The sequence below is a fragment of the Paenibacillus campi genome (assembly GCF_034659835.1).
In the GTDB taxonomy this organism is placed as follows: Bacteria; Bacillota; Bacilli; order Paenibacillales; family Paenibacillaceae; genus Saccharibacillus; species Saccharibacillus campi.
In genome coordinates this window covers 12,221-37,159 of record NZ_JAXSQZ010000002.1, presented here as the reverse complement: position 1 = coordinate 37,159, position 24,939 = coordinate 12,221, and the positions used below count along the sequence as shown (strand labels likewise).

Sequence of the window (24,939 nt, the reverse complement as noted above, 5' to 3'; positions counted from 1 at the left end):
CGGAACAAAGGATTTTTAGTGTAGCATAGTTTGGGGTGGAGCGCTAGGGGGAATATGCATCATATCCATTGATTGCTGTAAACGATTAAGCAAACGTATAGCTGTACCAATCTAGGCGGTATCCTCAAACTGCCAAACTCGTTATTTTATCGTTCGAAAGGGATACATTTCAAATGAAATGAGCGATCTGTAGTCTGTACAACAATTTGAAAACGTACACTAATCCGCTCCAAAAACCAGAGTCCGTCTGACCGGATTTGGATCGTGCAACCTTTCATATTCCAAACCGTCACCAAACAAAATATATGTTTCATCCAATCCATTGTACACGGAAAAATCGCCTTTATCGGTTGCAATATATACTCCATTTAACAACCATGCAAAATGCATCGTGCCATTTTCCTCCGGAAATTCCTTATTGTCGATCACTACTGTTTTAAATCCATATTCTTCAATCCAAAGTGAAGTCATCTTTGCACCTTTAAATTGCTCTGTAAAAGAAGCGTAGTTTCTCCACTCATATGTAAATGTGCCAAGCTCCTCCAAATCCAATATTTCTAATGGTAGCGTGCGATCAATCCGATCTAGTGTAATTGCCATATGTTCCATTTTATAACAATAAATTTCCAATTGATGATCCGTAAGTTGTAACAGAAACGGTGCCCCTGTACGATGTTCATCATAATATATATCCCACATTACGATTCCTTCACTAATAATCTGATGCTGTAGAGATTGTAATTGCTGAATAAGCTGAGCATCTTGCCATACTTCTACTGTAGTTGTATACCAATTTGGTCGATAGTTCGGAATGTTGAACATTGCTCGTCTCCCCTTTTGACGACAAAATAAAACTGACTTAGTGCGTGATTACGACTACAATAACACACCAAGCCAGCTTATGCGGGGAATCCAATCTATCTTTTCAGCAGTAGCTTTATTTCATTTCGTGTTTGATCAGCTTTGTGCTGCATTTTGGCTTCGTATCCGTTCAGTTCAATCTCTATGCTGCAACATATTAGCTGTAAACAAACTATGCAAATTCTCAGCGCTGTTCCCTCAAACCTCAATCCCCTGCTTCTCCAACAACTCCCGCACTACAACACTTACCATAATCAACCCCGCCACTGGCGGCACAAACGCATTACTAGCTGGTGGCTGTTTCGCTTTGCGGATTTCCGGCGCATTGTCCGGTACGATCTTTTGCGTCACATCCTGGCGTGGTTTCATCGGTTCCTCGGTCGAAAATACGACTTTAACGCCTTTACGAATCCCTTCCTTACGCAGTCGGGTACGTACGACACGAGCGATCGGGTCCATATGGGTTTTGGAAATGTCAGCGACTTGGAAGCGGGTCGGGTCCATTTTGTTCGCTGCGCCCATACTGGAAATGATCGGGATGCCGCGTTCCAGACATTGTTTGATCAGATGGATTTTGTAAATGATCGTATCGGACGCATCGACTACATAATCGAGTTCGTATTGGAACAGTTGCTCATACGTCTCCTCGGTATAAAACATATTGAGTGCAATCGCCTCACACTCCGGGTTAATCAGCTTTACGCGCTCCACCATCAGCTCCGCCTTTTTCTGACCGACCGTAGTCGTTAAAGCGTGAATTTGGCGATTCACATTCGTAATATCGACCACATCTTTATCGATCAAAATAATACGACCGACACCGGTACGCGCCAATGCTTCAACAGCGATGCCACCGACACCGCCGATGCCGAGCACAGCAACCGTACTATTTTTCATCACTTCCATGCCTTCCGGACCAAACGCCAGCTCGGTGCGGGAAAATTGATTTAGCATTTCCGTTCAGCTCCTTTCAGTTTACGTGTATGACTTTTGCCAACACTTATGTGCAAATTGCGCATGAGTACAGCGCGTACACTAAGGCATTCATCCATGTAAAATAATTGCGCATCGTAACGATAAGCTACACATTTAACATTGTACGACATCCTATATATTGCATGATAAAGGTTCCCCGATACAAGTATACAAGCGCTACATTTTGCAAGCGGCAATACGATATCGTTCACTTCTATAGCATACGGTTTGCAATACATTACTTTTATACACAATCATCCATGATACACCATACCCACAAAACAACTGCTGCAATCGTCTAATAATCGATTGCAGCAGTATAGGCTACTACCATTTATCCGTTCAAAATTAGTTTTTGTCGACTACGAGTTTTTTCGGGGCGAGGCGAATATGCAAGTCTTCGAGCTGGGACGCTTCAACCGGAGCTGGAGCATCCATTAGCAGATCGGTAGCATTCGCTGTTTTTGGGAATGCAATCGTTTCACGCAAGTTCGTGCGACCTGTCAGCAACATCACCAGACGATCCAGACCGAAGGCGATCCCGCCATGTGGAGGCGTACCGTATTCAAACGCATCCATCAGGAAGCCAAATTGTTCACGCGCCGCTTCTGGTGTGAAACCGAGCATTTCGAACATTTTCTCTTGCAGCTCACGTTTGTAAATACGCTGGGAACCGCCGCCTACTTCATAACCGTTCAGTACGATATCGTACGCTTGCGCACGAATTTTGCCTGGATCGGTGTCAAACAGTTCCAAATCTTCTTCATATGGACGTGTGAACGGATGGTGCTCGGCAACATAACGTTTGGAGTTCTCGTCATAACCGAGCAGTGGGAAATCGACGACCCATGCGAATTTGTACACATTATCATCGATCAGACCGAGATCACGTCCGATTTTTAGACGCAGTGCGCCAAGTACGTCCGCCACCACTTGCTTCGTGTCCGCGGAGAACAGCAGCAAATCGCCTTCTTCCGCGCCTGTCGTTTCACGCAGTTGCTGAGTTTCTTCTTCACCGAGAAATTTGACGATCGGACCGCGGAATTCGCCTTCTTTCACTTGAATCCATGCCAGACCTTTGGCGCCATAACGTTTGGCATAAGGCTCCAAACTATCGATCTCTTTACGTGTCCATGTACCGCAGCCTTTGGCGTTCAGCACTTTCACTTCGCCGCCTTTTTCGATCACAGACGCAAATACTTTCGCACCGCTGTTGGCTACGATATGGCTGACGTTAACAAGTTCCAGACCGAAGCGCAGGTCAGGCTTGTCAGAACCGTATTTGTCCATCGCTTCCGCATGCGTAATCCGTTGGAACGGAGTCGGGATATCGACGTTGATCGTTTCTTTGAACAGACGTACCATCAACTGTTCCATCATACCGAGCAGCTCATCGCGATCGATAAACGAAGTCTCGATGTCGACCTGGGTAAACTCTGGCTGACGGTCTGCACGCAAGTCTTCGTCACGGAAACAGCGTGCGATTTGGTAATAACGCTCCAATCCGCTCACCATCAGCAACTGTTTGTAAATTTGCGGCGATTGTGGCAGTGCAAAAAATTCGCCTTCATGCACACGGCTCGGTACGAGATAATCGCGCGCGCCTTCCGGTGTACTTTTGGTCAAAATCGGCGTTTCCACATCGATAAAACCTTGCTCATCGAGGAAGTCGCGGAAAATCTTCGTTGCTTTGGAACGCAGCATTAACGTTTTTTGCATTTCCGGACGACGCAAATCGAGATAACGATATTTCATACGCAGCGATTCGTCCACTTCAATACCATCTTCGATAAAAAATGGCGGTGTTTTGGCAGCATTAATTACTTCGATTTCGCTAATGCGAACTTCGATATCGCCGGTTGGCAAGTTCGGGTTAATCGTTTCTTCGTCACGACGCACGACTTCGCCTTTTACGGACAGCACATATTCGCTGCGCACACGATCGGCAATTTGCAGCGCATCGCCGGAAAATGCCGGGTTAAATACGATTTGCACAATACCTGTACGGTCGCGCAAATCGATAAACAGTACGCCTCCAAGGTCACGGCGTGTTTGCACCCAGCCGTTTAATGTTACCGTTTCGCCAATGCTGGCAGCGGTCAATTGTCCGCAGTTGTGAGTCCTTAACATGTTATAGTCTCCTTTTTTGTCCAAGCGTAATGAAATTGGATTACACCATAATGATGGTCAAACGTTTATCGCCAAACCTACCGTCCAGCGTTTATTGCAAATGGTCAGCAAGCTGAGCCAGTTTTACATTTTTCTGCTCACCGGTATCCATCGCTTTGAGCGAAATTTCGCCGCGTGACAATTCGTCATCACCGAGGATCGCGGTATAACGTGCCTGGAAGCGGTCAGCCGATTTCATCTGTGCTTTGATTTTGCGTCCGAGATAGTCGCGTTCCGCGGAAAAACCGAGTGTGCGTAGTTTGAACAGTTGTTTGACCGTCTCCTGCTCCGCCGCTTCACCAATTGCGACCAAATACACATCGAGCGGCTTCACAGCCGGCACCTGTACACCTTGACTTTCCAAAATCAACTGCAAACGCTCCATGCCGATCCCAAAGCCGATCCCCGGCTGATCCGGCCCGCCCACTTCAGCGACAAGCTTATTGTATCGTCCGCCACCGCCGATCGTATCGATCGCACCGATGCCTTGTGCTTTGTATTCAAAAGCGGTATGCGTGTAATAGTCAAGACCACGTACGAGACGCTCGTTCACACGATATGGGATGCCCATCGCATTCAAATAATCTTGCACACGCTGGAAGTACGCACGACTGTCATCATCCAAACTATCCAAAATGGACGGCGCACCGACAAATTTATCCTGATCGACTTTACAATCGAGCACACGCATCGGATTGCGCTCCATCCGATGTTGACAATCTTTGCAAAGCGTATCTTTCAACGGACGCAAGAAACCGAGCAATGCTTCATTGTAAGCGGCACGCGTCTCGGACGTACCGACCGAGTTAATTTCAACCGATACATCGTTCAGACCGAGCTCTTTGAAAAATTGCAAGCCAAGCGCGATCACTTCCACATCGATCGCTGGATCAACCGAACCAAACGCCTCTACGCCAAACTGGTGAAATTGACGATACCGTCCTGCCTGTGGACGCTCATAACGGAACATCGGCCCGATATAATACAGCTTGCTCACATCCGGCTCGCCATACAGCTTGTTTTCCGCATAAGCGCGCACAACACCCGCTGTACCTTCCGGACGCAATGTCATACTGCGTCCACCTTTATCATCAAACGTGTACATTTCCTTTTGCACCACATCGGTCGTTTCGCCTACACCGCGCTGGAACAACTGGGTTTGCTCAAACATCGGTGTCCGAATTTCACGATAGTTAAACCGTCTGCACAAATCGCGTGCTTTTTCTTCAACATACTGCCATTTCTCCACAGTGCCTGGCAGGAAATCCTGCGTGCCTGTTGGCTTTTGAAAACCCATAAATTGCTCCTCCTTCTTAACTGAAAACCAGTGACCGGTTCAAATTCATGTATTTACAAAACACAAAAAAGCCCCCCATCACTGTTCGTTCATACAAACAGGGACGAGGGACTGGATTATACCATTCACCCGTGGTGCCACCCACATTCCGAATGCTGCCGCTCGTGCGGCGCTTGCCTGCTGGTCGATTTGTTGTATTCGCTGCCCTAAAGTACAGCAACATATCGGCACAGACTGCCGGATTCATCTGTAAATGATCCGGATTCATTCGCTTCATTAAGCGGTTAACGCCCGCTGACTACGCATGAAGTTACTTGGATTCCAAAAGCAGCCCATGACTAAGCATCAAGCTTATCCATTTCGCAAATGCAGCAAATGCATGCGAACTAACAGCTACTTTTCCATCTTTCACATCATGTTCTCGGGGAGGTCTTTTCGCACCGTCGTTCAGGGATTCCTTGCAGCCTAGGGGAATGCCTCTCTTTTCCAAAATGGAACCGTTCGATCTCGGTGGTACTTTTCCCGTCTCTGAATCATTCATATCATTGCCTAAATTATAGTATACTCGCTCACCATTGTTCAAGCACTACTTTCTGAACGAATGGTTGCTTTGTGCCTAGATGATGCTCCATCACTATATAGTAGTGCATTAGCCAGCTTAGCCAAACCGGAGACAGCTTCGTGTTATATTTACCGATTGTAATGAACTGCCGCACTAAAGTCAATGCTTCATACACAAAAAAATACCTGCGGCAACGGGCCGCAGGTCAACAAGTATGTTAAAAGGGGGTCATGTGTTCATTATAGGCGGTCATTGTTAAGGGAACATGTTTCCTATATTACAGTTTCGTTACAATAGGTATAACATCTACGATTAGTGTAGTGAAATGTGGTAGGATTTGCGCTTTTTCGGTAGGAGTGGGGACTGTGCAATATGGTGTGATAATGCGTTGATCGTTTGGATTAATTATTAATTATATAGTACTTTGTCTCGATCAAAAAGAAAGTTTGGACTTCTCTACAATCATTCCTGTATGAAGCGATAAAGGGATATCTATACTTACAATTTGATTAAGGCAGCCTACTAGCACTTTGACCGCTTTTAATATTTGCTTTGAATCCACTTTATGTCCTTATTTGTAGCAGTAATCTACTCTGTTTTAAATGTTAATTTTGATTGTTTGCTGAAATCCTGATTAATAAGACCTTGAAACAGATTCAACACTCAAATTAATCTCGGTCAATGTACTAGTAGTCTGTCTCAAATATAAATTGTGTTTAAACGTACGTTAACCTATTCATCATCAAGCAATGGTTAGATCGACAAACCGTAAATGTATTTGAGACAATCTACTAGTGACTTGTCTCAGGAAGATGTAAGGTTGCGTCCATCTGAACCCTGCTTGAACCGTGCAGCATTCAGACGAACACAATCCCTGGATAAATTTGAGACAAGCTACTAGTATGAATCATTTGCTGCCATACAGCTTTAGCTTGGCATCTGTTCAAAACATCGATAAAAAATAGCCCCTCTCTGACGATCGATTCAGAAAAAGGCTATTTTGGATCGATGAATCTCATTTAAGCGAAAATATCTAAGCAAACGAATGAGTCATCCCTAGCCATGCAACACATCAGTTTAACTGCTGGCTAAATGTACGGAAATGCTTAAATGTATTAGTATGATTCACTATCGGCTGATTGCACAGTTAGCATATCAACCGCTCCTACAGCGCTATTTAATCCAATACTTCCACAAATGCATCATTGGTGCGCAACTTTTGTACAACGCTTTCTACATCCGCTTCCATCACGGTAGCTGATAGTACATATTTCAGATCGTCATAATCTTGATCAGTTGCGTTTTTGGCACTCCATGCATCGTGATCATGATGGTGACCATGATGATGGTGGTCATGGTGGTGATGATCTTGCTCATTAGCGTCGCGCTCGCGATCTGAATCGTTATCACGCACTTCATCACGATTGCCTTCACTGTCGATAATCGCTGTTGGTGGGATAATCGTTCCTGGTCCTGTGCCGCCAGCGACTCCGCTTGTATTGCCGCCTACAACGCCACCACCGGCATTTACAGGCATCAACGGAACAAGTACGCGTCCGCCCTGATTAATTTGACGATCGAGACGTCCGACCTCCAAATTTTTTACATTTAATGTGTGTAACGAAATGCGAGCGCTTTCTGCTTGATCCTCAGTCCGAAAATAAGCTTGAATATGTTGTGTCATCGTCATGACCTCCTCGCTATTGATCAGGCTGCACCGATGTCATCGATACAGCCTGTCTCTTTTATTCGTTATATGCGTTACAGCACATTGAGCAACTCACGCACAAACGCTGGCTCATCATCCGGTGTGCGCGATGTGATCAGATTGCCGTCCACAATCGCTTCACCGTCTTTGAAATTAGCGCCTGCATTGATCATATCCACTTTTAGCGGTGGATACGATGTGATCGTGCGTCCTTTCAGCAGATCAGCACTTGCCAAAATTTGTGGACCGTGACAGATCGCGCCGATCGTTTTGTTGGCATTATCGATCTCCGTCACAAAGTTCAGCACATCCGGGTTCAGACGCAGATTTTCCGGCGATGAACCGCCTGGAATAACGAGTGCATCGTAATCGGATGCTTGTACTTCGCTGATTGCTTTTTCGATTGTATATTCAGCTTTGCCGTTTTTGCCGGTTACTTTTTGTCCTTTTTCTAATCCGATAATATGAGCTTCATGACCCGCTTTAGTCAGCTCGTCATAAGGCACCTGCATTTCGGAATCCTCAAATTCATTTGCCAGTAGAAACGCTATTTTACTCATGATGTAATCCCCTCTCCTGGATGATGAAATGTAGTTTACCGTGTTGCCCGATGCTTGCAAGGTGGCGGATGTGGTGCTTTATGATGCTTGGGACATCTTTAAACACGCATATCATGCGCTGCCGGTTGCAAGTGGAAATGTGGGCTTCGGTTTCGTTAATGTTATTACCCTGTTGTTGGGGGGATATAACATGCTTGGGCGGGAGAAGGTAAGTTTGTTGCTGGGAAGGGTGGCTGATACTCATATATGTAGATGGCTGCTCTTTGAAATTGGTCTTTGCGTTTGTTTGTTTTTGTGGTGGGGGTTTTGGGAGGTGTACGCAAACTTGGCATATTGGAAGCATCCACCACTGCGGTACGGAATAAGGGGACGGACTCCCGTCTCGCACGGGAATCTATGGATGAGGAGAAAATTGTAGATTCCCGTGCTCAAAGTAGTAGGGTATTTTGCTGCGCAAAAACCTTTTTTCATTGCACACCGTGTTTGAAAACCGCAAACACTGAAGTCGTCCTTTCCCCTTATTTCCTTCCCGCAGTGAAGTGCGACTCGCAGCATGCGAGTTTGCGTACATGTCATAGATGGCTCTCGCACGGAGAGTGACACGCATCAACAACGAAATCGTCGCGCTCGAGGAACCTTTCAATCCACACTCTCGCACGGAGAGTGACTTATGACCATAAGTGGCACGCTGAGTTTTACGATGCTTTCAATCCACACTCTCGCACGGAGAGTGACGATGGTTCGTATCGCTGTTCGTAGGCGATTTTCGCTTTCAATTCACACTCTCGCACGGAGAGTGACCTACTGCATACTCGATCATGCTTATGATCGGGTTGAACTTTCAATCCACACTCTCGCACGGAGAGTGACATATGCCGGAAATACTGGCGTAACCGCCGTATATCTTTCAATCCACACTCTCGCACGGAGAGTGACCATTTGCAATGCAAATGCAAGCAGATGCACAGCAAATCCTTTCAATCCACACTCTCGCACGGAGAGTGACTAGTACTTGGTATGATTTAGCATAAAATTTATAACTTTCAATCCACACTCTCGCACGGAGAGTAACTTAAAGATAGCTGATATTTCAAAAGCTTACTGTCAACTTTCAATCCACACTCTCGCACGGAGAGTGACGGCATATGCTGCCACTGGTGGAAAGATCACCAAGCACTTTCAATCCACACTCTCGCACGGAGAGTGACGATTCATGCCCAGATACTCGCGCAAAGCTGTTAGGCTTTCAATCCACACTCTCGCACGGAGAGTGACAATTGGTATGGAGTCGTGATTTCACCCATCATAACTTTCAATCCACACTCTCGCACGGAGAGTGACTGTATACCTTTTCAGTCCTTATGTACCAAGGGAAAAATAGCAAAAAAACGCGAACCTCATTTTTAGCCTACGTGAAAACGGGCAAAAAAACAATAAAAATCCCCGCAGCCCTTACGTAGCACGGAGCGCGAACCTCCCAGGGATTTTATGTGAGCTTGGGGTTCGCGCTTTTAATTTTTTATAAGTCGCCCATTTCGATAAACACTTTTATAAATATTAGTGCACAGCTTTCTACTTTTGATATTTACTGCTGTACAAGAAGTAAAGTTACCCCCTTATCACGTACAACGCGGCTTCGGAATTTCAATCTATACTCCTGCACGAGGAGCGACTGGGGCAGCAAAGCTTTCTGCCGGATATTGACCATTTCAATCCACGCTCCTGCACGAGGAGCGACAACAACCTCCAGTACTACTTGCCGTATTGGTCGATTTCAATCCACGCTCCTGCACGAGGAGCGACCTCGTTTCGATTTTCCAGCATGGCAGATCAAACAATTTCAATCCACGCTCCTGCACGAGGAGCGACCCAAGTGTGGACATGTTAATATTAGTAGTCAGGTTATTTCAATCCACGCTCCTGCACGAGGAGCGACGTTGGTAGGTGTGTATTTTACATCTGGCTATGACGTTATTTCAATCCACGCTCCTGCACGAGGAGCGACTTTATTAAAGTGATTGACAAAAATGAACGGTTTGTTATATTTCAATCCACGCTCCTGCACGAGGAGCGACCCGCCGCCCGTTAATGCTATAGGTACATCTAGTATATTTCAATCCACGCTCCTGCACGAGGAGCGACGCTGAATTTGTCCGTACATCCGATTGACTTTGGATATTTCAATCCACGCTCCTGCACGAGGAGCGACGTATCACTGCCTGTTTCAGCCAACATCCGGCAGGAATTTCAATCCACGCTCCTGCACGAGGAGCGACTAATTCATCTTTGAGTGTAATCATTGGTATGATCATTTCAATCCACGCTCCTGCACGAGGAGCGACTGCTGCATAGCGACTCTTTGAATCATCCTAATGGAATTTCAATCCACGCTCCTGCACGAGGAGCGACAGTATCGGCTCCTGTACCAAGCAAAGGGCGCATGTATTTCAATCCACGCTCCTGCACGAGGAGCGACAATATATTATTTGCATACATACATTATGAATATGGGATATTTCAATCCACGCTCCTGCACGAGGAGCGACGGTGCAGAGACGCTTGGTTCATCTGGCACAATGTTATTTCAATCCACGCTCCTGCACGAGGAGCGACTCAAACGTTCCACATGATATTTATGTGCGCGATATATTTCAATCCACGCTCCTGCACGAGGAGCGACGATTGAACGAGGCTTAACGTTCAACACTACTGATATTTCAATCCACGCTCCTGCACGAGGAGCGACCGCGCACCCTTCCACCCCTTATCCCACAAGAGAAAAACAGGCGATTTCCGCGAACCTCCCTTTTAGACTACTTGAAAACTGCCCAAAAAACAACAAAAACGCCGAAATCCCTTGCCCAGCAAGGAGCGCGAACCTCCCAGGGATTTTATGTGAGCTTAGGGTTCGCGCTTTTCACAGGGCTATCGATAATTAACGTCACTGGGCCCCAGTTCGTCAACGAAACGTCCATATCGGCACCAAACACACCGGTGGCAACTGTTAATCCGTGCTGTTCCAACGCATGATTAAACGCTTCATACACCGGCACCGCCTCATCCGGACGAGCGGCTTCGATAAAGCTTGGGCGTTTGCCTTTGCGTGTATCGCCATACAGTGTAAATTGGGAGACAGACAGCACTTCACCGCCGATATCGCTAATACCGAGATTCATTTTACCTGCATCGTCTTCAAAAATGCGGATACCCGCGACTTTACCGGCGAGATACTGAGCATCTTCGACCGTATCGCCATGTGTTACGCCGACGAGTACCATTAAACCTTTGCCAATTTGTCCGACGATATCGCCGTTTACGCGCACTGCTGCCTGTTTGCAGCGTTGGATTACTATTCTCATACAAACATTTCCTTTCGCTAGAGGGATAAATCGATCATCAACAGACAAGTCATTCTTTTACATGATGCCATAATCGATAACATACAGGCAAACGATTTAGAAAAAACGGCTCCATCCACTTATTTGCGGATTGTATATTGGTAGGCTGTATAAAATAGCGGAAATTGAATTCGATTGAAGAACTAACTGGATCACTGTTAAAGTACTCGTTACTATGTGTATGCAGCTACATAGGATGCAAGCCGAGCAACACTTCACTGTGGGAAGGAATAAGGACGACTTTAGTATTTGCGGGTTACAAACACGAGGTACCATAAAGAGATGTTTTTGCGCAGCAAAATACCATACTACTTCAGTATTTACGACATTCAAACACGAGGTGCCATAAAGAGAGGTTTTTGCGTAGCCAAATACCATACCACTGTGAACACGGTAACCCATCTTCTCTCCTATTCCATAAATTCCTGTACTAGACGCGAGTTCGTCCCTTGTTCTGTACCACAGTGGCGGCTGCACTATCACTTAAGTGTGCATATAACACTAAATCGTATATTAAAGTTGCTACACTCATCATTTCGTAGTTCAAAATGATCACGTTTCAAGGGAATGAAGCTGCCTATACAGCATAGCCTAATCAAAACCAACCGCAGCGGGCAATGTGTAAAACAGTTTAAAGACAAGTTTTATCGTATCACGATCTCACAACACGAAAAGAAGCCACTCCCCGCTACTAATAGCGAGATTGGCTTCTTTTCTTAAACATCCAACATCATTTTATCACATATTACAGTTCAATCCAGCCTACAATCCAACCTGTCATCAAACCAAATCGCCACGCTTACTGCATAATCCGATGTACAGTATACACATCTTGCACGCGTTTGATTTTATCGACGACCGATTGCAGATGGTCGGTATTGCGGATCATGATCGTCATATGGATCATTGCCATTTTGTTTTTGTCGGAGCGGCCGGAGACGGCGGAGATGTTCGTTTTGCTCTCGGCAACAGTTTGCAGCACTTCGTTTAGCAAACCACGGCGATCGTGACCAGTAATCTCGATGTCGACGTTATAGTTTGCCTCGACTGCTTCTTCCCAATCGACTTCAATAATACGTGCCGATTCGTTCGGATCGTCTACATTTGGTACGTTCGTACAGTCGCTGCGGTGAATCGACACACCGCGTCCGCGTGTCACATAACCGACGATATCATCACCTGGCACCGGGTTACAGCAGCGAGCAAAGCGAACGAGCAAGTTGTCGACGCCGCGGATGCTCACACCGTGGGTTGGACGGCGTTTTTGCTCGGGTGCAGCGGTTTTGACTTCTTTGACCTGGTTCGTCAGTTGAAGCAGATTTGATTCTTCCTGCTCACGACGCAGCTTTTCGGTCAGGCGCGTGCAAATTTGTGCAGCGGTAATGCCGCCAAAGCCGATAGCGGCAAGCATATCCTCGACATCGTGGAACGCAAACTTTTTGCCCACTTCCATCAGTTTATCGTCGCTTAGCCATGCGGATGGCTCCAAGTTCAAGCGCTTGATCTCACGTTCCAGCGCTTCCCGCCCTTTTTGCACATTTTCTTCGCGTTTTTCTTTTTTGTACCATTGCTTGATTTTGCTGCGTGCATGGGACGATTGTGCGATTTTGAGCCAGTCTTGGCTTGGGCCGTATGAATGTTTGGACGTTAGAATTTCCACGATATCGCCTGTTTTGAGACGATGATCGAGCGGGACGATGCGTCCATTTACTTTGGCACCGATAGTACGGTTACCGACCTCGGTATGAATGCGATACGCAAAGTCGAGCGGCACCGAGCCGTTTGGCAGCTCGATCACCTCACCTTTTGGCGTAAATACAAACACGAGATCAGAGAAAAAGTCCATTTTTAACGATTCCACAAATTCAGATGCATCTTGTGCTTCATGTTGAAGCTCCAAAATTTCTTTGAAAAACGGCACTTTATTTTCCATACTACCGCCGGTCGATCCGCCTTCTTTGTACGCCCAGTGTGCGGCGATACCAAACTCGGCGGTGCGGTGCATATCCCATGTACGAATTTGCACTTCGGTCGGTTCGCCGTTTGGACCAACAACAGTCGTATGCAGCGACTGGTACATATTCGGCTTCGGCATAGCGATATAATCTTTGAATCGTCCTGGCATCGGCTTCCAAAGTGTATGGATAATGCCGAGTGTAGCATAACAGTCCTTGATGTTATCGACAATGATGCGGATCGCCAGCAGATCGTAAATTTCGTTAAATTGCTTGTTTTTGTTCGTCATTTTCTGATAGACGCTGTAAATATGTTTAGGGCGACCTGACAGATCGGCGTCGATGCCCATTTCTTGCAATTTCTCGCGAATACGAACGATGACATTGTCGATGTATTGCTCGCGTTCGGCGCGTTTTTTGTGCATGAGATTGGCGATCCGATAATATTGCTGTGGGTTGAGATAGCGGAGTGCGATATCTTCCATCTCCCACTTGATCGCGGAAATACCGAGACGATGCGCAACCGGACAGAAAATTTCCAGCGTCTCATACGCGATGCGGCGCTGGCTTTCTTCGGATTGGTATTTTAATGTGCGCATATTGTGCAGACGGTCAGCCAGCTTAATGACGATGACACGAATGTCCTGCGCCATTGCGATAAACATTTTACGATAGTTTTCGTTTTGCTGCTCCTCTTTGGAGCGGAATTTGATTCGTTCCAGCTTGGTCAATCCATCGACCAGCATAGCACAGGTTTCACCAAACCGGCTGCGAATCTCGTCAAGGGATACGGTTGTGTCTTCAACAACATCGTGCAGCAGTGCGGCGATGATCGAGATGGTGTCCATCTCCATGCCGACCACGATATCTGCAACTGCTAGCGGATGCAAAATATAAGGTTCTCCCGACTTGCGCACTTGACCGTGATGAGCCTGATCAGCAAACTCATACGCCTCACGGATGCGTTCGAGGTCCTTTGGTTTTATATAGGCGGACGCCTTTTCAAGTAATCGCTCTATGCCCATAGAATCGTTGTCGTATCCTTTCTATTCATAAATAACGGTTTGCAAACCGGCGAATATATACTTTCATTTCATAAAACGCGAAAATAAACTCAAAACGGAACCTGGCAAGCAAACGTGCAGCAACAGGTTCCAAAAAGCGGTTTCCTCTAATTATGCCTCTTGCACATAGCCGCGTCAACCGTTATACATGAAGGGTTTGTAAAGATTGTCGAAAGTCGCCAGGCAATAATTTTACAAGATTCACGCGAAAAACGTTATTGAAAAAAGCGATCAAAGTCATTACTCTAGTAAAGATGTAAATTTACGGGTATACCCGTGGACGGACAACACTAAATGATGATCAAGGAGTGAATGTATTGCAGCGTGAAATTCAGGTAAACGAAAAACTGCCATTTGGCGCCGGACTGCTGCTCAGTCTGCAGCATCTGTTCGCCATGTTTGGCAGTACGGTGCTCGTTCCGAATTTGTTCAAAGTCGATCCAGGGATGATTTTGCTAATGAACGGAATCGGCACATTGATCTACATTTGGATTTGTCGCGGCAAAATCCCCGCCTATCTCGGCTCCAGCTTTGCTTTTATCGCGCCGGTTACGCTCGTGCTGACGAAGTACGGCTACGGTGACAGCGGCTATTCGCTCGCATTGGGCGCTTTTATTGTGACAGGTGTTATTTTCCTGCTCGTTGCCTTGCTCGTTAAATATGCAGGCACCGGCTGGATCGACATCGTATTCCCACCCGCAGCGATGGGCGCAATCGTCGCGCTGATCGGATTAGAGCTAATTCCGGTTGCGGCACAGATGGCTGGTTTTATCGCTCCAGCTGGTGCAGACGCCACATGGACGCCTGATGGACGTGTGATCGCCTTATCGTTAATCACGCTTGGTGTGACATTGATCGGTGCTGTTACGTTTCGTGGATTCCCAAAAATCATTCACATTTTGATCGGCATTGTAGTCGGTTATGCGCTCGCCTTCCCGCTCGGTCTTGCCAATACCGCTCCAATTACGAATGCAAGCTTTTTCCAATTACCGCATATGACGACACCTGTATTCAATCTGTCCGTTATTTTGACGATTATTCCGGTATCGCTCGTCGTCATCGTTGAGCATGTCGGTCATCTGCTCGTGACTAGCAATATTGTCGGCAGAAACTTGTCCAAAGACCCAGGCTTGCACCGCTCGCTGATGGGCAATGGTGTGTCCACGATTTTGTCCGGCTTTGTTGGCTCGACACCGAATACAACGTATGGCGAAAATATCGGCGTCATGGCGCTCACGCGCGTGTATTCGATCTACGTCATCGGCGGAGCGGCAATGATCGCGATCATTCTCTCTTTTTCCGGCACGTTTACCGGCGCGGTCGCAGCGATTCCGACACCGGTTATGGGCGGTGTCTCACTGCTGCTGTTCGGCGTTATCGCCGCTTCCGGTCTACGCATTTTGGTGGAGCAAAAAGTCGATTACTCCAAAGCGCAAAATATGCTGCTCACGACCGTCGTGCTCATTACCGGGCTAAGCGGTGCGACCGTTTCATTTGGTACGGTACAGTTAAAAGGGATGGCATTAGCAACGATCGTTGGCGTGTTGCTCAGCCTGTTGTTCCGCATTTTACAAGTGACCGGGCTGTCTAATGATCGCAACGACGAAGCGCCACCTGCCAAAATTCCGGATTAATCACATCAAAACGTATGGAAGCCGATACTATCCTCAATACGCAGTAACCTGTGTAAACAAACAACAACATCTGCAAAACACACCAAAAAGAGCGTTGACCATCATGCGAATGATCAACGCTCTTTTTTGCATCTACTCGTCAGGATATAGCGGTCATACGAACCATCCTCAGCAAGTCATTTTCTTATAATACGATCTTGCATGCTTGTATCGTCATTATGATGCGCCGCCGCACCCGATCAATCCGGGACGGTCAGACGTGTTATAGGAAAATAATTCGCTGTGCGCACGATGCAATCTAGGTTGCCTCCTCATTTGTTAACCGGTTTGTTTAGCCGGAATACACGAGCGACCCCTTTGTAAATCAACTTCGATTCCTTCGTTAACAACGGGCCGAGTATCGCCAAAATCAATACATAAATCGCCGCAAATGGCTGTAAAATGCCAGATAATGCCCCGGCAGCACCGAGATTTGCTACAATAATCGAAAATTCACCACGCGACATAATCGTCAAACCGACATTCGAAGACGCTTGTGGGGACAAATTCGCCGTTTTGCCTGCTAGCATGCCTGCCGTATAGTTACCGATCATCGTAACGATAACCGCACCGATCGCCAGCCATACCGCATTACCACCTAATGACAACGGATCGATCGTCAGACCAAAACTGAAAAAGAACAATGCGCCAAAAAAATCGCGGAACGGTAAAATGATCTTTTCAATCCGATGCATATGTGACGTTTCCGCCAGCACTAATCCGACCAGCAATGCGCCAATCGCTTCAGCGACATGAATCGTTTCGGAAAAGCCTGCAATCAGGAACAATGCCGCAAAGATCACACACATAAACAGTTCATTTGACTGTATGTTCAGCACCCGATTAAGCAGCGGCACCGCTTTACGTCCAACGATCAAAATGAGCAACATATAACCGAGCGCAATTGCCGCCGATAACAAAATACCACCTACCGATGTGGCACCACTTAACAATAAGCCGGACAATACGGACAAATACACCGCCAGAAATACATCCTCAAACATAATAATGCCCAAAATCATCTCGGTTTCCGGATTGGCTGTACGCTTTAAATCTACTAGCACTTTCGCCACAATCGCACTGGACGAAATCGTCGTAATGCCTGCGATGACGAGAATTTCTTTTAGATCAAAACCGGTCAGCACGCCGTACAGCAAACCAAGCGTAAAGTTAATCGCAATATAGATCGTACCACCGAGTGCAATCGAGCGTCCCGCTTTAACGAGCCTGCCGACCGAAAATTCCAACCCGAGATAAAACAGCAGGAAAATAACGCCGATCTTGCCCATAAATTCAATCAGCTCAGCACTTTGAATAAAACGAAGATCGACAATGCCAAACACCGGTGCATGCGGTCCAACCGCCATACCTGCCAAAATGTAAAAGGGAACGACCGAAAAACGCAGCTTCGTAGCTAGCAAACCTGCCAGCGCTACGAGCAATACCGCGATACCGATCTCAAATACGATGTAATCCATCAGCCGCTCCCCCTTTCGAGCAGCTCTTTCAGCAATTGAATGCCGCTGCGCTCACCGGCAATGACGAGTGTTGCTTCATTTTGCAATACATAGTCTGGGCCTGGAATGATCTGTTGCTCGTTGGCTGCACTAATACCGGCGATAATGACCGTGCCCGTCTGTTCGCGAATTGACAGCTCTCCGATCGTTTTGCCGACACAGCCCATACCGGGCTTCAGCTTATGCCACTCAATCGATAATCTGGCAATGGACAGCTCTGCTTTTTCCAGCGCGCTCGGCTGGTAGCTCATACCACCGATAATGCTGGCAAGCTGCCGTGCTTCATGATCATGAAGCGACATCACTAGTTCGTGATCGTCCGGGCTGTCGGATGGTTGATGATACAGCTCACGTTTACCATCCTCATGCACGATGATCGCCACATGATCCTGTTCCTCTGTTTCCACTACAAATTTCCTTCCAATACCGGGCAAGTCCGTCTCACGAATGATCGCCATACTTCCCCCTCCTTTTTGTCTAAAATTGGCTGCACTTATAAATAACGATCCATTCATAAGCAGCACGCCTCTTTACATCATACGTATTACCCGGAATGAGGTTTCAACAAAAAGGCGATTTTAGGTCAATTTGGTGCAAAAAACGCCAAAAAACCCGATTTTCATCATTATGTGCATGAAGATCGAGCTTATTTATAAGTATAGTTCCGCTGTAATTACCGTCCTAAGACGCGCAATCGTTGATAGCACAAGCCCTGCTTTATTTTGATAAAGCAGGGCTTGATTATGGTAAATATTAGAAAGGATACTGTGTAAGTGTGAATACCTCGATATCCGGCAGTTTTTCGCGTCCGTTCAAGTCTTGTAGTTCAATCATAAACGCTGCACCTACGACATTGCCGCCCACTTGACGGATCAAGTCCACACAGGTGGCAATCGTGCCGCCAGTGGCAAGCAGGTCATCGGCAATCAGTACATTTTGACCCGGCTCAATCGCATCGACGTGCATGGCAAGTATATCTTTACCGTATTCGAGTGCATATTCTGCTTGGATCGTTTTGTATGGCAGTTTGCCTGTTTTGCGGATCGGCACAAAGCCTACGCCTAGTGCATAAGCAAGCGGTGCACCTACCACAAAACCGCGCGCTTCTGGCCCTGCGATCACGTCGACCTTCAAGTCTTTGAGCAGTTTTCTCAGCTCATCGATCGACTGCTTGTACGCCTCACCATTTTGCAGTAAAGTTGTAATATCTTTAAAGCTGATTCCCTCCTGCGGAAAATCTGGAATCACACGAATATGCTCTTTAAAATCCAAAAAAATCTCCTCCTAAAAGTTAGCGTTTATGATACGCCTTGCATACGGGCAATCATCCATGAAGTCAATTGTGGCAGATCACTTTCACATAACATATATTCCATTTCAGCCAGTTCGCCAAGCTCCCGGTACAGGCGCGAGCTGTCGAGCGGACGTTTGTCGGGTGTGTTGTTCATCTGAATGCGTCCATTGTGACGCACGATGAAGCCTAGCTCCTCGAATACGTCCAGCATCATTTGCACCATGCGTACCGAGCTGGATGTTTTTTGACTCAAATACGGGATTAGCTTCTGTTCCTCAGCGATCTCAGCACTGCTTTTGGCGAGCCAGCCGTAGATGAGCTTAAAACGTTCCCGATCGGGAATTTGCAAACGCTCCTGACGGTTTGGCAGGTCATGCAGCAGCACGATATTTTCCAGCGCTGTAAAGCGTGCAAAAATACCGTTCAATTGTTCGATATGTGCTGGTAATGATAACAGACATAATGTGCGTATGGCTTCTGCCCCATACTGTATGGAGACATGATTGCAAGCCGCAATATCAACTTGTCTATCATAACCCCAAAGGGATACATCCGACAATTGGCTTTTTAAAGTTTCGATCCGTTTTGCGTCGCCCAACACACCGATTTGTCCGATTGCAGTCGCCATATAACGTGACCATTTCGTCTGAATCGTCGTCAGATCATGCGTCCAGTCAGCAGCACCACGGCGATCCCACACTTGCAAGCCGGGCACGGCGATATCCTGCACCATCAATTGTGGCTTGCGCACACCGCGCCATTCGTTGATGCTCGTCTCCGCCAGTATATCGATACGATCGCCTGGGCTGAGCAGCGCAGCCAGCTCGCCTTTGCCAAAAGCAACGCCTTCAAGCACGGTGCCATCCTGCTCGACGACTAGCCGAAGATGATCCGAGCTTTTGCCGATCGTACGCGCTTCGGTCAGTGTGGCACCGCGCAGCACGATCTTGGGCAGCGGATTGTTCATCCCAAATGGAGCGAGCCGTTCCAGCTCCTCCACCGCCTCCAACGTAAGCTGATCGAGCGTACATTCACAATCGGCTTCCGTCTGTGGTACAAGCTCGGCTGCGGTCAATAACTGTGCCGCACGCTCGTTCAATCGGCTGCGGAATGCTTCCAGTTGATCTCGATGCAAACTCATTCCGGCTGCAGACGGATGACCACCAAAATGATCTAGCACATCCGCACAATCGACCAATGCCCGGTAAATGTCATAACCCGGAATCGAGCGCGCCGATCCTTTGCCCATGCCGGTAGCGGGATCGATGCCGAGCACGATCGTTGGGCGGTAATAGCGATCTAACAACTTAGACGCCACAATACCGACCACGCCCGGATTCCAGCCTTCGCCAGCGATCACAATCACATCCGGCACACCACGTTGATGCTGATCACGCTCTGCTTCCAGTAGCGCTACCGCTTCCTGTACCATCCGGTTAACTAGCTCTTGACGCTGCTTGTTCAGTTGATCAAGCTCAAAGGCAATCCGGTCAGCTAATCCCATATCGGTCGTCGTTAACAATTCTACCGCTCGACGGGCATGTTCCATCCGTCCGCTCGCATTGATGCGCGGTGCCATCGCAAATGCAATATGCGTCGCCGTCACCTGCGCCGGATCAATCGCAGCGATATTCAGCAGTGCATGTACACCGGGAAATGCGCTTTGTTTCATTTGCTCTACGCCGATGCTGACCATACGCCGATTTTCATCTTGCAGCGGCATCAGATCGGCAACGGTGCCAATCGCTACAATTTCAAGCCACGCATCCGGCACATTATCAAGCAGCGCCTGTGCCAACTTGTAGGCGACACCTACACCAGCCAGCCCTTTAAACGGATACGGACAGTATGGCAGCTTCGGATTGACGAGCGCTATCGCCTGTGGCAGCTCGTCAGGCGGTTCATGATGATCGGTTACGACAACATCGATCCCTAGCTCTGTTGCGTAGGCGATCTGTTCTACTGCGCTAATGCCCGTATCCACCGTTACGATCAGCGTTACGCCCTGCTGCTGAGCAAGATCAAGCGCATGATTGTGCAACCCGTAGCCTTCTTTGGCACGATGTGGAATGTAAATGTCAAAATCAGCCTTTAGCACACGCAGCAATTGAATCATAAGCGATGTGCTGGATACACCGTCGGCATCATAATCGCCATACACCCATATTTTCTCGCTCCGTTCCAGTGCCAGCCGAATCCGATCCACCGCTGCCTGCATCCCTGCCAACAAAAACGGATCATAGCTTATACCGGAACTGCCCTGCAAAAAAGTACCCGCTGCTGTAGAGGTTGTATATCCGCGTCCACTTAGCAGCGCTGCCGTCAACGGCGCGATGTCCAGTTCGCGGCTAAGCTGTTGTGCAGCGACGGTATCCGGCTGTTTAATATTCCAGTGATATTGTGAATGAATCATCGTGTTCCTCCTTCAGTGAAGCATGCCATCGCCAGACGAACGATCCGAAGGCGATGTCCAGTCATCATTCGATTTGTACGGGTAACCGCCTGTATAAGGGACCGTATGTACATGCACACGGCTTACATGGGCAAAGCGGTGCAATAGCAAATTACGCGCATACTCGGCAATCTCCGCCGCCGCTAGCACTGTAATATGCGGATTTACCGCCAGCACTAGCTCGATTTGCACGCCTTGCTCATGCTCTTGCGCCTGCAACTGCTCTACCGCAATTACACCACGCACCCGCTGCACGGTGTCCATATAATCGCTCGCATCTTGCTGCTCCATCGTCCGTACGAGCCGTCCGTAAATGGACTGCCGTGCCAACCGATAGCCTTGACGCCACAAAATCGCCGCTACGATCAAAGCGGAGATCGGTTGTACATAATAGAGCCGATCTTGATTCAGCTCCAATGCGGCAATCGTGCCAAGCATGCCTGCCAATACGACAATCGACGAGTAGAGCGAATAACGATGCGTATCGATAATATCATCCAGTTTGCTGCTTTTCCGCTTCGATAGATAACGATATCGGTAACGAAATACCGCTTCATTGACCGCCATCGCCAAAAAGACGAGCACAATCGCAAACGGCTTCGGGTCGGGCTGGGCATCTGCCATCAGATCACGCACAGCGGCAATCGCGATTTCCAGCCCACCTAACAGCAGCAAGACCGTAATAATCATCTGCGCAAATGACGAACCTACACCTGTTGTGATACGCGGCTCGGACAGCAGCCTATTACCACCGTCAGCAATACGATTGCGTCGCAGCAGCCTGTCAGCGAGTACGCTCGCCGCTGCCGAAGCGGTATACAGCGCATCGCCAATCAGCGCTTTGTTCATCGCGATATAACCAGCAATGCCTTTTACAATTGCCAAAACGAAACCTGTCAGCACCGATGTCCATAATCCATGCTCCTGTTGCCGGATCGGCTTATTTTCCATTGCTTTCCTCCTAACACAAACGGAAGCCGCGTCAATAACAGGACGCGGCTTCACAGTTGACAACTTGCAAGATTATGCCGTCGTCTTCGACGGTGTTTTTGCTTTTGGCTTTTGTTTGTTTTTCAGTACGAGCCAGAGCGGACTTGCGATAAAGATCGAAGAATAAGCTCCGAACGCCAGACCGATCATCATCGCCAGTGAGAACATCCGAATCGACTCACTGCCCAGAATGAACAGGAACAGACACGCGATAAAAACGGTCAATACTGTATTCAAGGAACGGGTCATCGTCTGAGAAATACTTTTGTTTACGATCGTAGCCATATCGGCACCTTTTTTCTGTTTGGCAAAACGCAGATTTTCACGAATACGGTCAAAGATAACGATCGTATCGTTCAAAGAATAACCGATAATGGTCAATACCGCCGTAATAAAGGTCAAGTCCACTTCCAAACGGAAAATGGAGAAGACCGAGATGACGAGAAACGCATCGTGCAGCAACGCCACAACCGAAGCGACCGCAAACCGCCATTCAAAGCGAATCGTCACATAAATGATAATCCCGATGCTGGCGAGCAGCACCGCATAGATCGCATTGCGTTCCAGCTCTTTGGCAATCGTCGGGTCAACCGTATCCACCTGGAACGAAGCGCCACTATCCAAATCTTTGGTGAATGCCTGTTTGAGCGCAGCCTCCTGCGTATCAGTCAATACATTTTCAAACCGAATCGACATACGATCCGCACTACCTGTACTAATATCCGCTTTATCGCCAAAATCGAGCTTGTTTAGAACTGGCGTTACTTGCTGCTCCGTCACTGGTTTAGTCAATGTAATATCCACATTGGAACCAGACCGAAAATCAACGCCATAATTCAAACCAAACACAGCAAGCGAAATAATACCAGCAATCGTCACCACAATGGAGAATGTATAGAAATACTTGCTTAATTTGACGAAATCATAGTCCCACTTAAAGCGCACTGCGTTCACTCTCCTTTACACCGAAATACTCCGGTTTGTCGACCAGTTTCCCTTGAATGAGCAGGGACAACAGATAGCGGGAGAAGAACACGTTACTTGCGATACTAACGAGAATGTTAAAAATCAGTACCAAAGCAAAACCGCGTACTGCACCTGTACCGAGACCAAACATAACCGCTGCCGCAATGATCGTCGTCAAGTTGGCATCCATAACCGTACCGAACGAGCTACGGCTACCCGCTTTAAACGCGGACGACATACTTTTACCGTTGCGAATCTCATCTTTGATCCGTTCAAAGGTAATAATATTCGCATCGACCGCCATCCCGACCCCGAGTATAAAGGCGGCAATGCCCGGCAATGTTAGCGTAAAGCTACCTGCGATAAAGATCATTAGTGTAAGCCAAATGTACACGATGATCGAAAAAGCAGAGATCAAACCAGGTACACGATAAACAAATACCATAAACAGCAAAATTACGATCGATGCAATAATACCGGCACGCAGTGTATCATGCAATGATTGCTGTCCTAGTGATGCGCCAACACTCTGCGAATAAATTTCAGTCAGCTTCAGCGGTAATGCGCCGAGATTGATCTGATCTTTAAGCTGTTGTGCTTCCTGTGGGGTATAGTTACCTCTGATTGTAGCTGTTCCATCTGTAATTTCATCATCTACTCTTGGTGCAGACAGCAGTTTGTCATTCAAAAAGATAGCCAGTGGCTGTCTGATCAGACGTTTTGTAATCTCTGCGAACTTTTTGGCATCTTTCACTTGAATGACGATTTCAGGCTGGTTCAATTGGTTATATTGAACCGAGGCACCATTTTCCTTGAAATCATTACCCGTCAATTCCACTTTACAGTATACTTTGAGCGGGTCTTCATTGGCAGCGGCATTCGGAGTAGAAGGAACGGATTGCTCCCCTGTCGATGGCGTTACCTGGATTTCTTCTGGAGAGCCTGCCGTTTGTGCAGACACGGCATTTTCATCGGAACCGGATTTGCTTTCAGTCGTTCCGTTAGATTTGCTAGTTGCATCCGTGCTTTTTGCCCCACTTTTGTCGGTACTTTTTTCCGTGGACGTTTGTTTGTCGTTGGAGCTAGTGCCGGAAGAATCGACAGGACATCCCGACATACTGCGGAATGTAAGTTCAGCCGGTTCTTTCATCGTTTTACGAACGGTAGCTTCATCCGTTACGCCAGCGATCCGAAGGCGAATCCGGTCACTTCCTTCTGTAGTGATTTCGGGCTCACTTGTACCCAGTGCGTTTGCACGCTGTTCCAAACTTTGCGCAGTCTGAATCAGGGATTCCCTGGTGACTGCTTCCCCCTGCGTCATTGGCGTAGCCTGATACAAAATTTCAAAACCGCCCTTAAGGTCCAAGCCTAAACGGATGTCCTTAAACAGCGGTGTCGTTGCGCCGATCACACCGGCCACGACGAGTATTACGACTACGAAGCTGATGAGTCTTTTCATCCCGTGTGTGGTTCCCCTTTCATTCTCAATATTCCTATT

16 protein-coding genes and 1 CRISPR repeat array are annotated in these 24,939 nt (G+C 47.5%); of the genes, 1 reads left to right on the top strand and 15 read right to left on the bottom strand.

The annotated features are described in order from the left end of the window. Positions 1-219: 219 nt before the first annotated feature. From U1I11_RS05565 to U1I11_RS05530, 8 genes are all read right to left on the bottom strand, one after another. Positions 220-822, bottom strand: a complete 603-nt coding sequence (locus U1I11_RS05565) for a hypothetical protein (protein ID WP_322904578.1) — start codon at positions 820-822, stop codon at positions 220-222. Positions 823-1,059: 237 nt separating this feature from the next. Next, entirely contained in the window at positions 1,060-1,815 is a 756-nt protein-coding gene (locus U1I11_RS05560; RefSeq protein ID WP_322904577.1) for a tRNA threonylcarbamoyladenosine dehydratase, read from the bottom strand. Positions 1,816-2,184: 369 nt separating this feature from the next. Beyond that, a complete protein-coding gene (aspS, locus tag U1I11_RS05555) occupies positions 2,185-3,966 on the bottom strand; it encodes an aspartate--tRNA ligase (protein ID WP_322904575.1) in 1,782 nt (593 codons plus the stop codon). 91 nt (positions 3,967-4,057) lie between these two features. Beyond that, a complete protein-coding gene (hisS, locus tag U1I11_RS05550) occupies positions 4,058-5,302 on the bottom strand; it encodes a histidine--tRNA ligase (protein WP_322904573.1) in 1,245 nt (414 codons plus the stop codon). 1,739 nt (positions 5,303-7,041) lie between these two features. Continuing rightward, positions 7,042-7,548 (bottom strand): hypothetical protein, encoded by a 507-nt coding sequence (locus U1I11_RS05545; protein ID WP_322904572.1) that lies wholly within the window; start codon positions 7,546-7,548, stop codon positions 7,042-7,044. Between the two features lie 77 nt (positions 7,549-7,625). Further along, positions 7,626-8,132 carry a type 1 glutamine amidotransferase domain-containing protein gene (locus tag U1I11_RS05540; RefSeq protein ID WP_322904571.1) on the bottom strand — a complete coding sequence of 169 codons (507 nt, stop codon included), beginning with the start codon at positions 8,130-8,132 and terminating at the stop codon, positions 7,626-7,628. A gap of 636 nt (positions 8,133-8,768) precedes the next feature. Then, positions 8,769-9,473: a CRISPR direct-repeat array (repeat unit 32 nt; unit sequence CTTTCAATCCACACTCTCGCACGGAGAGTGAC). 1,550 nt (positions 9,474-11,023) lie between these two features. Then, positions 11,024-11,491 carry a D-aminoacyl-tRNA deacylase gene (gene dtd / locus U1I11_RS05535; protein ID WP_322904570.1) on the bottom strand — a complete coding sequence of 156 codons (468 nt, stop codon included), beginning with the start codon at positions 11,489-11,491 and terminating at the stop codon, positions 11,024-11,026. An 838-nt stretch (positions 11,492-12,329) separates the two neighbouring features. Next, a complete protein-coding gene (locus tag U1I11_RS05530) occupies positions 12,330-14,510 on the bottom strand; it encodes a RelA/SpoT family protein (RefSeq protein ID WP_322904569.1) in 2,181 nt (726 codons plus the stop codon). 356 nt (positions 14,511-14,866) lie between these two features. Between U1I11_RS05530 and uraA the strand changes: the two genes are divergently transcribed. Next, a complete protein-coding gene (gene uraA / locus U1I11_RS05525; protein ID WP_322904568.1) occupies positions 14,867-16,183 on the top strand; it encodes a uracil permease in 1,317 nt (438 codons plus the stop codon). 311 nt (positions 16,184-16,494) lie between these two features. On the opposite strand, the gene U1I11_RS05520 is transcribed toward uraA, so the two are convergent. The 7 genes from U1I11_RS05520 to secD all read right to left on the bottom strand — a co-directional run bounded on the left by U1I11_RS05520 (position 16,495) and on the right by secD (position 24,900). Continuing rightward, complete coding sequence (locus tag U1I11_RS05520) at positions 16,495-17,700, bottom strand: cation:proton antiporter (RefSeq protein ID WP_322904567.1); 1,206 nt, start codon at positions 17,698-17,700, stop codon at positions 16,495-16,497. Beyond that, entirely contained in the window at positions 17,700-18,197 is a 498-nt protein-coding gene (locus U1I11_RS05515) for a cation:proton antiporter regulatory subunit (RefSeq protein WP_322904565.1), read from the bottom strand. Before U1I11_RS05515 ends, U1I11_RS05520 begins: the two co-directional genes overlap by 1 nt. A gap of 295 nt (positions 18,198-18,492) precedes the next feature. Then, positions 18,493-19,011, bottom strand: a complete 519-nt coding sequence (locus U1I11_RS05510; protein WP_322904564.1) for an adenine phosphoribosyltransferase — start codon at positions 19,009-19,011, stop codon at positions 18,493-18,495. Between the two features lie 26 nt (positions 19,012-19,037). Beyond that, positions 19,038-21,446 carry a single-stranded-DNA-specific exonuclease RecJ gene (recJ, locus tag U1I11_RS05505; protein WP_322904563.1) on the bottom strand — a complete coding sequence of 803 codons (2,409 nt, stop codon included), beginning with the start codon at positions 21,444-21,446 and terminating at the stop codon, positions 19,038-19,040. A gap of 12 nt (positions 21,447-21,458) precedes the next feature. After that, the gene (locus U1I11_RS05500) at positions 21,459-22,436 is read right to left on the bottom strand and encodes a cation diffusion facilitator family transporter (protein WP_322904562.1); all 978 of its coding nucleotides are present in this window, start codon (positions 22,434-22,436) and stop codon (positions 21,459-21,461) included. A gap of 72 nt (positions 22,437-22,508) precedes the next feature. Then, positions 22,509-23,420, bottom strand: a complete 912-nt coding sequence (gene secF, locus U1I11_RS05495) for a protein translocase subunit SecF (RefSeq protein ID WP_322904560.1) — start codon at positions 23,418-23,420, stop codon at positions 22,509-22,511. Next, positions 23,410-24,900 carry a protein translocase subunit SecD gene (gene secD / locus U1I11_RS05490; RefSeq protein ID WP_322904559.1) on the bottom strand — a complete coding sequence of 497 codons (1,491 nt, stop codon included), beginning with the start codon at positions 24,898-24,900 and terminating at the stop codon, positions 23,410-23,412. The genes secF and secD overlap by 11 nt, the downstream gene beginning before the upstream one ends. Between the last annotated feature and the right edge of the window lie 39 nt (positions 24,901-24,939).